The sequence below is a fragment of the Streptomyces netropsis genome (assembly GCF_014203545.1).
In the GTDB taxonomy this organism is placed as follows: domain Bacteria; phylum Actinomycetota; class Actinomycetes; order Streptomycetales; family Streptomycetaceae; genus Streptomyces; species Streptomyces netropsis.
The window spans coordinates 36,863-49,762 of sequence record NZ_JACHJG010000020.1 but is presented as its reverse complement, the minus strand read 5'-3'; the positions used below and the strand labels follow the sequence as shown (position 1 = coordinate 49,762).

Below are 12,900 nucleotides of genomic sequence, written 5' to 3'. Positions count from 1 at the left end.
CATCGGTCACTGCCAGGGATGTCAGACCCCTGTGATGTGGTTGGCGCGTTGATGCTGACGCTGATGTGAAGGGGTAATCCGGGTGAATCGTGAGGAATGGCAGGCGTTCTTGACCCTCTGGAGCGAGGAGTGGGTACGCGGCCATGACCCGGAGAGCGACGCGCCGCTGGACGCGGACGTCGTGCGGAGCGGCTGGCTCGGTTTCGCCCCGGCGGGTGCGGACGAGATCGCCGAAGCCGAGGCCCGCCTGGGACGCCCGCTTCCGCCGTCACTCCGCTCCTTCCTGCTGACCACCGACGGGTGGCGGGACGCGGGCTGCTTCATCTACCGCATCGCGGGCACGTCCGAGCTCGACTGGCTGGCCGACACGGACGACGCCCATTGGATCGAGGTGTACGACGAACTCGCAGAAGACGACGAGGACGACGAGGACGAGGACGATGACGAGGCCGAGGACGGTGGCGGCGACGAGGAGCAGTTCCGGTCCGCCGCCGACGAGGCCGCCATCCTGCGCCGGTCCCTGCGGGTCTCACTCGAAGGCGACGCCGCGATACTGCTCCTCGACCCGGACGATGTGGACGAGCGTGGCGAATGGGCGGGGTACTGGCTCTCGTCGTGGTCCGGGGAGGGGCCGGAGCGCTTCGACTCGTTCCACGCCCTGATGCGTGATCAGTACGTCTCCTTCCACGGTCTGCGGAGGCCCGCGGGCACGACGCGCGACCACTGGGACGCGGAGGTCGAACGGGCCCGCCTCGCCTTGCTCACCGGCGAGATCGACGCGCCCATGGAGGTGCTGAAGGAGGCCTCCGCCTTCGGCCGGGGCCGCGCGGACCTCTTGCGCCTGCAGGTCCTGGGGATGCTCGGTGACTGGCAGACGGTGCCGCTCGACCGCGTCGTCCGGCCTTCCCGTGATGGTGTCGGCTTCGAGCAGGATCCCTTGTTCGCGGCGGAGTTGCTCCCTTTGATCTTCGCCGAGGGAAGGCTCACCGGGCGTGGCGAGAGCTTCACCAAGCGACAGGTGCTGGAGCGCGGTTCGGCGAACGTCCAGGCCCTCATCACCGGATTCGCGGACCGGAGCGGTGCTCCCGGCTTCCGTCTCACGTTCGGCAATCCGGAGTTCGACGCCGCGGTGCACTCCCTCCTGGCCGGGCTGACCGCCCACCCGGCGTTCGGTGTTCCGGACCCGCTCGAGGGCACCGAACCGTCGGTGGGTGCGGAGGGTGCCCTCGTGGAGGAGTTCGAGGAGGCGAGGCGGATCCAGCGTCGGCTCATCGACGCCACGTGGCCCGAGCTGAGAGAAGCCATCACTCTGTGGCGCCCGGTCAGCGAGCACCACGTCGCACCGGTCGTCCTCCTCGCGGACCCCGTGCTCGCCGAGATGATCACCGAGGAGCGCGGGCGGGAGATCCTCTCGATGCGTCGAGGGTGACGGACGCGCCTGTCCGTCACCGGTGGCGGGAGCCGTGAGAGCCGTCGGCCCGGAGGGTGACGACTGACGCGCAGGCGCCGTGCGAGGATCCAGGGACCGTGCAGAGACACACTGTGGAGGATGACAATGTTCGCGATATCCCTGGGTGACGGAGCTGAGCTGCGGCCTCTGGAGCCCTGGCAGGCCGAGGAGTTCCTTGCCCACATGGACCGCGGCCGCGAATACATCGGCCGGTACGTCGGGCTCCCCGACGTGGCAGCCGACCTCGACTCCGCGCGCAAGTGGCTCCAGGTGTACGCCGACAAGGCCGCCACCGACACCGGCCGGCTGTACGGCATCTGGCTTGACGGGATCCTCGTCGGCGGCGTCCTCTTCAGGGTCTTCGACGCGACTGCGGGCAACTGCGAGGCCGGTTGCTGGCTGGAGCCGGCCGCGGCCGGACGCGGTCTCGTCACCCGTGCCATAGGCGTGATCATCGACTGGGCGGTCCAGGAACGCGGAATGCACCGTGTGGAGTGGCTGGTGTCCCCCGAGAACACACCGAGCATCAATGTGGCCAAGCGGCTCGGCATGAGCCTCGAAGGAGTCCAGCGCGAGAACGACCTCTACCGAGGTGTACGGCAGGACACCGAGATCTGGTCGGTGCTCGCACCCGAGTGGCGTGCCGCGCGCAGTGCCCGTCCCTGATCCGGTCCCAGGGGCGGGAGTAAGGGGCAATCCTGATGGGTTCTCAGGGGTGTCGGGGCGGCCCCGGATGGGTGATGGATCCGGCGTCGACGGACTGATCGACGCGACCGGACGGACAGCTGTCCGGAAGCCGGGGGAGCGGCTGTGCCGGCCGACGTCTTCGGCGACGCTGCCGTACCGGCTCAGGCCGGTGTCGCCTCGATGACGTGGAAGACGTTCGGCTGGGGCAGCGGGCTGATGGCGCCGAGCTTGAAGCCCGCCTCGGTGCACAGGACGGTGAAGTCGTCCGCTGTGCGTTCCCTGCCGCCGACGTTCACGAGCATGTTGAGGTCGCTGAGGTAGGGCATTTCGGTGGTTCCGGCGGAGACGACGGTCGGCAGGACCGGCTCGACGATCAGGAGGGTGCCGTTGTCGGGGGACGTCGGAGCGCAGCAGACCGCCCGCGGGAGTGGTCGCGAAGGTGCCCGGCGCGGTCTCCGTCAGCAACCGCAGGCCTGCCAGCGCACGGAGCAGACGGTGGGTGGCCTGGGGCTGCGTGCCGAGATCGCGGGCGAGATCGGCTGCCGCACGCTCGCCCTCGCCTAACCGGTCGAAGATTCCCAGGCGTACGGCCACGCCGAGGACCTGTGTGCCCATCTGCCCGAAGGCCAACTGCATGACGATGCTGCGCTCCTGCCGGCCCGCCGGTGTCCGATCCGTGTCGCGCTCCCTGGTCATGTACGGCCCCTTCCGTGGTGGCGCCGCCGTGTGCCTCGCGGCGCACGGCATGGAGAGGTGAGGTGCGCGGGGCGCACACCACCCGTCTTCGACTTAGGTAAGCCTAAGTTGACGATCGTGGCGGTGGTAATGCCCCGTCCGGAGCGCCCGGCGTTCGCGCTCCGCGGCTCAGCGCGGTGGGTCGGACAGTCGGCTGCCGTCGCTCAGCAAGCCGGCTCGTTTGAGGTGGCGGAGCACCGGGACGACCTCCAGTTGGTGCACGGACTTGAGGGTGCCGATCCCTTCCGTCATGTACCTGTACAAGGCGTGCTGATCCTTGCAGAGCACCGTGGCGGCGAGGTTGGTGGTGCCGGTCGTCGCCGCGACGAACGGGACTTGGGGGTGATCGGCAAGCGCACGGCCGACCTCGGCCAGGTCGCTGGGGGGCACGGTCAGGGCGAGGGCGGCCTCGGTCTGGTAGCCCAAGTGGACGGGGAGGATTTCGACCTCGAAGAAGAGGGCGCCGTGGCCGCGCAGGTACTCCAGACGGCGGCGAACCGTGGACTCCGAACGGCCGGTGGCCTTGGCGAGTTCGGGGTAGCCCGCCCTGCCGTCCCGCGCGAGCACGGACAACATCGCATGGTCGGAGTCGTCGAGACGAACGGTGTCGTCGTGGCTCGCCGCGGGGAGCTGCAGGGCCCTGATCTGCTGCTCGCTCAGCTCGGCCGGTCCCAGCCAATGGCCCAGGCTGCTGGTGTACCGATGGAGCAGATTGTGGGCCGACACGCCTGTGACCTGCTGGGTGCGAGGCAGCTTCTGAAGGAGGAGGGTCTCGTGATCCTCCCGGGTGCGCGAGCTGACCAGGCATCCGACCTCGGTACCGCCGGAGTAGACCTTGACCCAGCCGGTGTCGGGGCGGCGGGCGAGCGCTTCGGCGATGGCCAGGGCGGCTCCCGGGACACACCTGATGCGCAGCCTGGATTCGAACAGCCCGACGCGGCTGCCGACCGGCAGGCCCAGCACACGGAGCAGCCCCGCGCCATGGAGCCGGCGGTAGTGGCGGATCACCGTCTGGTCCGTGGTCTCCAGCACGGTGGCGAGGCGGCTGAACGCGGCCCGGCCGTCGATCATCAGCGCCTGCGCGAGCCGACGATCGAAGAGATCGAACTCAAGAGTGTCCATGGTTTCCATCATTTCATGGTCGCCAATCATCGACTTCCGTCATTAAGGCGCTCTGGATTCCTGAAAACTGTTGGACGTGCGAGGTTCTACCCCTTGCCGGGTGTGCGGCTTTCCGGGCAGGACCCACGAGGTCTCCGCCCAGCACACCCGGCCTTGTCGGTGAAGACCTCTGGAGGTTCGGATGCGTAAGTGGCTGCCGCTCGTAGCGGTGTGCCTGGGGACGTTCATGCTGCTCGTGGACGTCACGATCGTCGTGGTGGCGCTGCCCGACATGGCGGAGAGTCTGCATACCTCCTTCGCGGACCTGCAGTGGGTGATGGACGTCTACGCCCTGGCGCTCGCCGCGCTGCTGCTGGGCGTCGGTTCTCTCGCCGACAGGATCGGCCACCGGCAGGTGTACGTAGGCGGTCTGGTGCTGTTCGCACTCGCCTCGCTGGCGTGCGGGCTGGCGACGGGGCCGCAGGCCCTGATCGCTTTCCGGGGCGTGCAGGGGATAGGCGGGGCGGCGATGCTGGCCACCACGACTGCTCTGATCGGCAGCATTTATCACGGCAGGGACCGCGGGGTGGCGTTCGGCGCCTGGGGGGCGGTCAGCGGTGCCGCCTCCGCGGCCGGGCCGGTCCTGGGCGGGGTGCTGACCCAGCACCTGGACTGGCGCTGGATCTTCTTCGTGAACCTCCCCATCAGCGTGCTCGCCATCGCGATGACCCTGCGGTTCGTCGTCGCGACCCCCACCCGGGGATCCCGGGGCGTGGACCTGCCCGGCCTGGTGACCTTCACCCTCGCGGCGGGATCCGCCACCTACGCGCTGATCAAGGGCAGCGAGTACGGCTGGACCTCGGCCACCACCCTGGGACTCTTCGGGCTCGCGGCGGTGGCGCTGCTCGCCTTCCTCGTGATCGAGACGCGTCGGCGGCAGCCCCTGCTGGACCTCACGCTCTTCCGCCAGGGGGCGTTCTCGGGGCTCATGATCGCCGCGGTGCTGTTGTCCGTGGCCGCGTTCTCCTACCTGGCCTACACCTCGCTCTGGCTCCAGTCCGTACGCGGCATGGGGCCGGTGGCGGCCGGGCTCACGTGTCTGCCCATGAGCGCGGCCGCGTTCCTCGTCGCTTCGTTGTCGGGGCGCTTCCTGCACGGGGCCTCGGCGCGCTGGATGATCGGGCTGGGACTGCTGCTGATCGGTGGGGGCGCGCTCCTCCAGGCCACGATCGACGCGGAGTCGAGCTGGACCGTTCTGGTCCCCGGCCTCGCGGTGACGGGTATCGGCGTCGGGCTCGCCACTCCCATGCTGGCGTCCGCGGCGCTGGCGTCCGTCGGCCCCGAGCGCGGTGGGATGGCCAGCGGCGCCGTGAACACCGCACGTCAGCTGGGGAACGCCCTGGGCATCGCCGTTCTGGGGGTGGTCTTCCACGCAGGGCTGACCGGCTCGCTCCGGGACCACGGACCGGACTCCGTGGCCGATCCGGCCGCGACGGCCGATGCGCTGGCAGGAGGCCAGGCGGGAGCCGTGGTCGCTCACGCGGGTTCCCCCCAGCAGCGAGCCGTGGCCGGTCGCCTGGTGCACGAGGCCTTCGCCGCGGGTCTGCAGCAGACCTTCCTGGTCTCGGGCGCTCTGGGGGTGCTCGGTGGCATCGTCGCGCTGGTGCTCATCCGGCGCCCCAGGACGCTCCCGGCGGCGTCATCCCACGGAGGTGACGCGACCTCCACGGACGCGAAGAGCGCCTCGCCCCGACCCCAGGCGATGTCGGCGGGCGTTACGGGAGACGGGAGCCTGTAGACCGGGCCGAGCCGAGTACGCACCCATCGGCACCGGACGTATATTCGATGGAGGGGCACACAGAAGACCAGCCGGGAGGCCGTCGTATGTTGCGTGCCATTGCGGACGTCCTGCGGGCAATCGGAAGCACGATTGCCTCGGTCGTGGCTCTTCCCTTCAAAGCACTCGCCCGTTTGTTCGGCGGGGCTTCCAAGTCCGGCAAGTGACCTTGAACGGGCTACGCCTCCTGCGGAGGCGTAGCCCGAAGGCCGGAGTCCACCTGACTGCGGGCGACCACGGTCACCGCATCGCCCCGGGACGTGCGACGAGGTTCAGGTGATCTTCGCGGTCACGGGAGAACGGAATCCGTGCAGTCTGGTAGAAGGCATAGGCGGATGCGGCGAACGGCAGGTATCCGAGGTAGCCGGGGAGCGGCATCCGGAAGAGGTGAGGGTGCGAGAGGAACCCGGGAAGGTGATACACCCAGTGCCCTCCGGCGGTCCCGTAGTTCCAGAACTCCCAGAAGAATCCGCACGTCAGGCCCGCCGCCGCCAGGACCAGGGGCAATCGCCATCGGCCCTGAGCCGCCTCGGCCCAGATGCTGGGCCGGCCTGCGCGGCTGTTGAGGGGATCGAGAACCATCACGGGGAAAGCCCACACCAGCGGGAACAGCTGGCGCGGGAAGGCCAGCATGAGGCCGAACGACGCGACGCCGAGTGCCGTTACGCCCCCTGTCAGCGGCCGATTGTGCGGCAGGACCGGCCCACGGCAGGGGCCGAGGAAGGGCCGGATCGACCGCAGTAGCTCAGCGGTTTCGAACAGCGCGGGCAATACGGTGCTGAAGCACAGTGAGAACAGCAGGACGTGGCTGATCTGATTCTGGGGGACAGGGCGTACGTACGACCAGTTGTGCAGCGCCCAGTTGCACCACTCGAACGCCCACCAGAACGGGACGGAGCAGACGAAGACAAGAAGGAATCGTCCCTTTCCACGGTCGATCAGCGAAGTGCCCGTACGCCGGTGGACCAAGCCATCGGCCGTGAGGATGTAACCGAGCCACAGTCCGAAGAAGAACACCTCGCTCCAGGCAGAGGTCACCGTCCAGTACAGGGACCAGCTCACACCCGTCAGGACCAAGCCCGACGCAAGGCGCCGGGAGCCCCTGAAGGTGAAGCTGCGCTTCGGCCCGACATCCGTGCTGGGGTGCACAGTCCCTCCTCGATCTCGAGTATCGGGCCGGCCCGTGAGTACCGCGCTTCCTGTGGACCGAGGCAGTGAGCCGACGGGTCCGATCAGGGCATGGTCAGCGTTGTGCCGACGCTGGAGATCCAAGCGCGGTGGCGCCGCGCGCGGTGTATTCGGTGCGAGGCCGTGGGACGGGCCTCGGCGCGCTTCGGCTGACCACGGTCGGAGGACCGTGGTCAGACCCTCACCAGGGGGTGCGGGCTTCGGCTGCGGGCCGCGAACCCCAGGACCAGGAGCGGCGGCCCCCCGTCTCGGCTCATTGCCCGCCTTTCGTATCGACTACGCGCCAGCTTCCTTCCTCGCGAGTCAGATGAACGATGATTCCTTTTCCGGCATTTACTGCCGTTACCCTTGCGGTGTTGTCGCTGGGAAGGTCAGCCGTTGTGGCTTTCCATTGCTTGGCGAATTCGAGTTGATCTTCTGGTACCGGTCTGTTCTTCATCTCTGTCAGTTTTTTGTCGTCACGGCATACGGAGAGGGATCCGGTGCCGTTTACAGCTCCCTTGGACGCAAGGCCGCACACGGTTTCCATGTCGCCTCTGTACGTGGCCCGGAGGAAGTCGACCGCCACCTTCTCGGCCTGCCGCTCCGGGCTGTCGTCCTGCCCGCTCTGCGTCAACAGGACGGTTGCGCCACCGCCCAGCGCTACCACCACGGCTGCGAGCAGCCCCCAGAGTGCCCCACTCTTCTTCGTGATGCTCTTGTTGCTGTCCCCGCCGATCACCTTGCCCTTCCCGTGGGCGGTGAGGGGTGAGTTGACGAAGGTTCTGTTGTTCTGGCCGTGCGGCTCGACACGGATGCGCTGCTGCATCTTTTGCAGTTCATGGGCCAGTTGCTCGGCGAATTCCGGCTCTTGGTGAAGGAGCTCGCGCAGGGCGTCGGAGGCGTCGGCTCGCCGCTGCGCATCATCCGGGGCGGCTTGTAACTCTTGTGAAGCGACAGAGGAATGGGGGCTGATTCCCAAACGGCCTATCACCAACTGGCTGACGGCGGAACCCACCTGCGTTGCTGCTCCTGTGGCTGAAGCAAGGAGGAAATCTCCCGTAACCGCCACAGATCGTTCCGCCAGCTGAGCAAGATCCACTACATCTCCCTCGGTAGTCATCAAAACAGATTATCCATTTCGATGACTACCGGCGGAAGAACGCGCGTACCCCGGCAAGAAGATGCGGCGCTCCGGCCGCACACAAAAGGCGCCGCCCCTCCTCATTCTCGAAGAGGAGGATGTCACGGGTTCTTGAAGTCGCTGTCCTGGCCATGGGTGACGGCGAGGAGTGCCATGTCGTCGGTGATGCATCCGCCGGTGTGGCGGCTCACGTCCGTGAGGAGGGCGTCGAGCAGCGCATCCGGCCCGGCTGGGACGCTCCCGGCGAGTCCGGCGACGGGGTCGTAGAAGGCCCCGGTCCGGTCCCGCGCTTCGGTGAGGCCATCGGTGTACAACAGGAGGGTCGTCCCCGGAGGGAACGGCACCGTGTCGGTCCGGCCCTCGCCGGGGCTCAGCTCCGCCAGCCCCAGGGGGAGGGTCGGCTCGGAGGGCTCCACGCTGCGCACCCGGCCGTCGTGGAGGAGCAGAGGTGCCGGGTGGCCGCGGTTGACCAGCCGCAGTTCATCGCCGGAGTGCGGGATCTCGGCCAGTACACCGGTGACGAACCCCTCGGTCAGCTCGAGCCCCGCCCTCCGCCGCGCCTCCCGCAGCAGCCCCCGCTCCAGCCTGGCGGCGACCGCGACGAGTGTGGGCTCCTCCTCGGCGGCCTCCCGGAACACCCCCAGCGCCACATCCACCGCCTTGACCGCCTCCATGCCCTTGCCCCGAACGTCGCCGACCAGGCAGCGCACGCCGTACGGCGTGTCCTGCACGCCGTAGAGGTCACCACCGATCTGTGCGTCCTTCACGGCCGACTGATAGCGCACGGCGATCCGCAGGGGGCCGATCGAGGCCGGAGGGTGCGGCAGCACGGCGCGCTGCACGGTGAGGGCGATGGTTCGCGCGGACTGCAGGCGTACATCGCTGACGTACATGAGCCGGTTGACGACGATGGCGAGGGCCGAGACGGTCGCGACGGCCGCCAGCTCGCTCCGCCCGCCCGAACCCCCGATGAAGCCGAAGTGCGTCAGCAGCGCGGCGTCGGCGGCGCAGGCGGCGAGACCCGTCAGGATCGTCGCGCGCAGCGACAGCAGTGCGGCAGCCGCCATCGGAGCGGCCGAGTAGAAGGCCTCGGCGCTGAAGTGCGGGGAGGTGTAGTAGTCGAGGACGGCGCCTCCGACCAGCAGGAGCGCGGGCAGCAACCGGACGTGGCGCAGGCACCAGCGCTTCACGGCGGTGCGCCCCGCGCTCGGTGCCCTCACGTGCCTGCTCCCGCTCTTCCGCGCCGTACAAGCCGTACGACATGCTCAAGCATCCTCGGGCCGGATTTCGACTGCCAGTTATGGGGCGGCCGTATGGGTACGTGGCGAACCGCCGCCGGGACCCGGCGCGACTCGTTCAGGTATTCGAATGCCGGCCTGGTGAATGGCATGCACTCTCCGGGCAAGCGGCGTCCGCTGCTACGTGGTGGGGCTGACGGAGAGCGCGTGGCGGAACTCGTTGCGGGGGTCCCAACGAGCTTTGGCGCGTTGCAGACGAGGGTAGTTGTCCTGGTAGTAGAGGGTGTGCCACGGGCAGCCGGAGGTGTTGAGGACGGCATCGGCGAGGTCGGTGTCCGGGTAGTTGATGAAGGAACCGCCGCTCCCCGCGCCCGGCACGGGGACGCCACCACTGTCGGAGTACACGGACCGGTAGAAGTCGCGCACCCACGCCAGGTGCGGTCCGGAGTCCGCTCGGGGGTCTTCCCAGTCGGTCGCGTAGATCGCCTTGAGGATCGAGTCCCGCTGCGCGACGGCCGTGGCGCCGGGCGGGACGGTGTTGACCTTCCCTCCGTAGGACACCAGCCACAGCGTGCCGTTGCTGTCGCCACCCGCCTTGCTGGACAAATGATCGTGGACGACGGCGATCTGCCGGTCCGTGAAGCGTTTGCGGAGATACGCGGCCTTGGCCTTGAAGGGCGCTGGGGCCGTTTCCTGTACCTGTGCCGCGGCCTGCAGCCACGGCCGGCTCTCATGCCCCCGGGCGGGCCGTACCCCGACCCCGCGGCCCACCGCGGCCACGTAGTCGTCCATCAGGCGCTGCGCACCCGGGCCGGTGGAGTCCAACTGGCCGATCAGGGTGATGGTGCCGGACTTTCGGCTGTTGAGCATCAGGACACTGAACAGCCCGGCGTAGGGCGAGTCCGCCGCGCTGTGTTGCTCGTACCAGCTGCCGTGATTGCGCACCAGCCGGGTGAAGGAGCGCCGGTCGAGGTCGTTCCAGGACCAGGAGGCGTGGAAAGTGGTGACCGACTCCGGAGCCTTGGGCAGCAGCCGCGCGGGGTCGGATCCCCTGGCCTCCGGGTCGCGGAACCAGTACCGGGTGACGACGCCGAAGTTGCCGCCCCCGCCGCCGGTGTGCGCCCACCACAGCTCGTGGTTCGGGTCCGAGGGCTCCCGTGTGGCCACCACACTGGCGGCCCTTCCCGACGCGTCCACCACCACGACCTCGACGGCGTGCAGGTAATCCACGGACAGTCCGTGCCGCCGGGACAGAACACCGTAACCGCCGCCCAGGACGTGACCGCCCACGCCGACCTCGGCGGTCGCACCCGCCGGGACGGTCACGCCCCAGCCGAGGAACAGTCTGCGGTACACCTCGCCGAGCGAGGCGCCCGGCTCGACGGCGAATGCCCCACGCCGCGCGTCGTAGTGGACGGCGGACATGGGGGAGACGTCGACGACGACGCGGACGGACGGATCGTCGACGAAGTTCTCGAAACAGTGCCCACCACTGCGTACAGCGATGCGCCGGCCCTCCCGCACCGCCTGCTGCACCGCGCTGACGGCCTGCTCGGTGGAACCCACCACGCGTACGTAGTCGGGCCTTCCGACGAACCGGGCGTTGCAGCCGCGTCGCGTCAGGGACCGATAGCGCGGATCACCGGGACCGACCGTGACCGGCCCCGTCGCCGGCGTCGTCCGGCCGCCGGTACCCGGCAACGCGAGCGCCGCTGGAGCGGCCATGGTCTGTGCGGCCACTCCCGCGGCCGCCCCGCCTAACAGCGCCGCTCCCGCCAGCACTCCGCGCCGTGTCACTTCATCCATTGCCCGCTCCCGAAGATGCCGAATGCCGCAGAAGATCTCTGCTCTCACCTTCGGGGCCGAAAGACCAAAGGACATCGTCCGTGATGACCAACCGCTGCTCCACCGAAGGATGCAGGGGCGGACCTCCCTGGGAAGGTTGCGCCGGGACCCGGGCCCGACACCGGTGGCACGTACCCTTCTGGGGCCGGGCGACAGCAGCCCCATCCGTGGGAGGAGGGACACTCAAGGGATGAGTGTGGTGATCGACGTCTCCGACGCGCCCCTGGATCGCATCTCCTTCGCGATGTCCCCGCTTGCCGAGCTGGGAGCGGTGCTGCACGTCCTGGCCGAGCCGTCTCACCATCCCGGCCTCCTCGAATGGGCCACGGAGACCAGGACCGCCCTTCCACCGGAACTGGCAGACAGGCTGTACGAGGCGGACATGCTCTGGCGCTCCACGCGATCGGACCTGTTCCTGCCGAGCATCGCGGCGGCTGATCTCAAGGAGGAGCTGGACGCATGGGACCGGCTGGACGACGACGCGTTCGTCGTCGCCGCGGTGGAGATCTCCTGCGCCACCTCGTTCGCTCACCCCAGGCCCTCCCCCTTGCGCCGTCCGGAGGACCGCCGACGGGCCCGGGAGCTCGCCGCCGCGCGCGGGCTCCGCCAGGCGGCGTTCGCCGACCGGCTGCTGGAGGACCCGCACCGCGTACGGGCGTGGCTTCGCCGGCTCCTGGAGGACTGCGAGCAGGCGTTCTTCGGCGAGGTCTGGCAGCGGGTCCGCGCGCAGTTGGCTGCCGACGCCCGCCACAAGAACGAACTTCTCAAGCACCGCGGCCTGGGGCAGGCCGTCGCCGCGGTGTCGCCCGCCATCACCCTGGACACCGCGCGCGGCTGCCTCGTGGTCGACAAGCTGCAGGACGGCCGGGTGACGGGCTCCGGCACCGGGCTCGTCTTCCTTCCCACGGCCTTCGGGTGGCCCCACCTCGTTGTCCGGGATGCCCACGGCGACCGGCCGGTACTCCAGTACCCGTCGCTCTCCCCGAGCTGCCGTCGGCCCTGTCATTGGCAACGGTCCAGCGGCGCCTGGAAGCGGTAGCCCACCCCCTTCGGCTGCGCCTTTGCCGGACTCTCGCCCGCGGGCCCCACTCGACCACGGAACTGGCGGACGCCAACGGCCTCACCGCGCCGGAGGTCTCCCGGCACCTCGGCGTCCTGAAGAAGGCCGGTCTCACCCGCACCCGACGGGAAGGGCGCTACGTCTTCCACGAGCTCGACATCGAACGGGTCGGCCGCCTCGGCGCCGACCTGCTGGGGAACGCGCTGCGCTAGGTGCCGTCCGGCGGGTCGTGCGTGCTTGGGCGGACTGTCGGCCGGTTGCCCGCCAGGCGGTAGGGCCCCGCCGCTGCGGTAACCGGGTGACAGCACCCGCGAGGTGCGCCAGCGAGAGCCCCCCGCGACGCGGACGGAGGGGCTCTTCTCCGGTGGCGCACTTAATGCGTTGACGCCGCCACCGGCGCTCCTCTACGTTGCATAACGCCCCTGTTGCCGTTGATCGGAGAAGGACGTTGCTCGTCTGAGGTCTTGAGACACCGCGCCCCGCAGCCACGCTTCGTCATAGCGTCGCCGCTGCCGGCGTTCCGTGTGCGACCTCGACGCATTGAGCCGTCCTCTCCCCGGTGCAGGGATTTTGTCCACCTTCGCCGACCATGGTCGCCCTGTGGTGTCCCAACACGTTGCCCTACCCACCCCTCCA

10 protein-coding genes and 2 pseudogenes are annotated in these 12,900 nt (G+C 69.1%); 5 read left to right on the top strand and 7 right to left on the bottom strand.

What is annotated here, in order from left to right; genetic code table 11:
- The first annotated feature begins 82 nt into the window (after positions 1–82).
- Entirely contained in the window at positions 83–1,429 is a 1,347-nt protein-coding gene (locus FHS38_RS32620; protein WP_184739824.1) for an SMI1/KNR4 family protein, read from the top strand.
- A gap of 126 nt (positions 1,430–1,555) precedes the next feature.
- Complete coding sequence (locus tag FHS38_RS32615) at positions 1,556–2,116, top strand: GNAT family N-acetyltransferase (protein ID WP_184739822.1); 561 nt, start codon at positions 1,556–1,558, stop codon at positions 2,114–2,116.
- Positions 2,117–2,298: 182 nt separating this feature from the next.
- Here FHS38_RS32615 and FHS38_RS36245 read toward each other — a convergent pair whose 3' ends face one another.
- The 3 genes and pseudogenes from FHS38_RS36245 to FHS38_RS32605 form a co-directional block, all read right to left on the bottom strand.
- Positions 2,299–2,496, bottom strand: coding sequence for a methyltransferase (locus FHS38_RS36245; protein WP_311775309.1), 198 nt, complete (start codon positions 2,494–2,496; stop codon positions 2,299–2,301).
- Positions 2,497–2,605: 109 nt separating this feature from the next.
- Positions 2,606–2,752 (bottom strand): annotated as a pseudogene (locus tag FHS38_RS36240) (methyltransferase family protein); the annotation flags it as partial.
- Between the two features lie 249 nt (positions 2,753–3,001).
- Positions 3,002–3,994, bottom strand: a complete 993-nt coding sequence (locus FHS38_RS32605) for an AsnC family transcriptional regulator (protein ID WP_260421069.1) — start codon at positions 3,992–3,994, stop codon at positions 3,002–3,004.
- 181 nt (positions 3,995–4,175) lie between these two features.
- Here FHS38_RS32605 and FHS38_RS32600 point away from each other — a divergent pair, with 181 nt between their 5' ends.
- Both FHS38_RS32600 and FHS38_RS35825 read left to right on the top strand, forming a co-directional pair.
- Positions 4,176–5,771 carry an MFS transporter gene (locus FHS38_RS32600; RefSeq protein WP_184739818.1) on the top strand — a complete coding sequence of 532 codons (1,596 nt, stop codon included), beginning with the start codon at positions 4,176–4,178 and terminating at the stop codon, positions 5,769–5,771.
- 86 nt (positions 5,772–5,857) lie between these two features.
- Positions 5,858–5,977: an LPFR motif small protein gene (locus FHS38_RS35825; protein ID WP_260421068.1), complete on the top strand. Its 120-nt coding sequence runs from the start codon at positions 5,858–5,860 to the stop codon at positions 5,975–5,977.
- Between the two features lie 73 nt (positions 5,978–6,050).
- On the opposite strand, the gene FHS38_RS32595 is transcribed toward FHS38_RS35825, so the two are convergent.
- From FHS38_RS32595 to FHS38_RS32580, 4 genes are all read right to left on the bottom strand, one after another.
- On the bottom strand, positions 6,051–6,959 hold the full coding sequence (locus FHS38_RS32595; protein ID WP_184739816.1) for a hypothetical protein: 909 nt from the start codon (positions 6,957–6,959) through the stop codon (positions 6,051–6,053).
- A gap of 292 nt (positions 6,960–7,251) precedes the next feature.
- Positions 7,252–8,100 (bottom strand): hypothetical protein, encoded by an 849-nt coding sequence (locus tag FHS38_RS32590; RefSeq protein WP_184739814.1) that lies wholly within the window; start codon positions 8,098–8,100, stop codon positions 7,252–7,254.
- A gap of 122 nt (positions 8,101–8,222) precedes the next feature.
- Positions 8,223–9,341 (bottom strand): PP2C family protein-serine/threonine phosphatase, encoded by a 1,119-nt coding sequence (locus FHS38_RS32585; protein WP_184739812.1) that lies wholly within the window; start codon positions 9,339–9,341, stop codon positions 8,223–8,225.
- A 198-nt stretch (positions 9,342–9,539) separates the two neighbouring features.
- Positions 9,540–11,165, bottom strand: coding sequence for an FAD-binding oxidoreductase (locus FHS38_RS32580; RefSeq protein ID WP_184739810.1), 1,626 nt, complete (start codon positions 11,163–11,165; stop codon positions 9,540–9,542).
- A 229-nt stretch (positions 11,166–11,394) separates the two neighbouring features.
- Between FHS38_RS32580 and FHS38_RS32575 the strand changes: the two are divergent.
- Positions 11,395–12,476, top strand: a pseudogene (locus tag FHS38_RS32575) (DUF5937 family protein).
- Positions 12,477–12,900 lie beyond the last annotated feature (424 nt).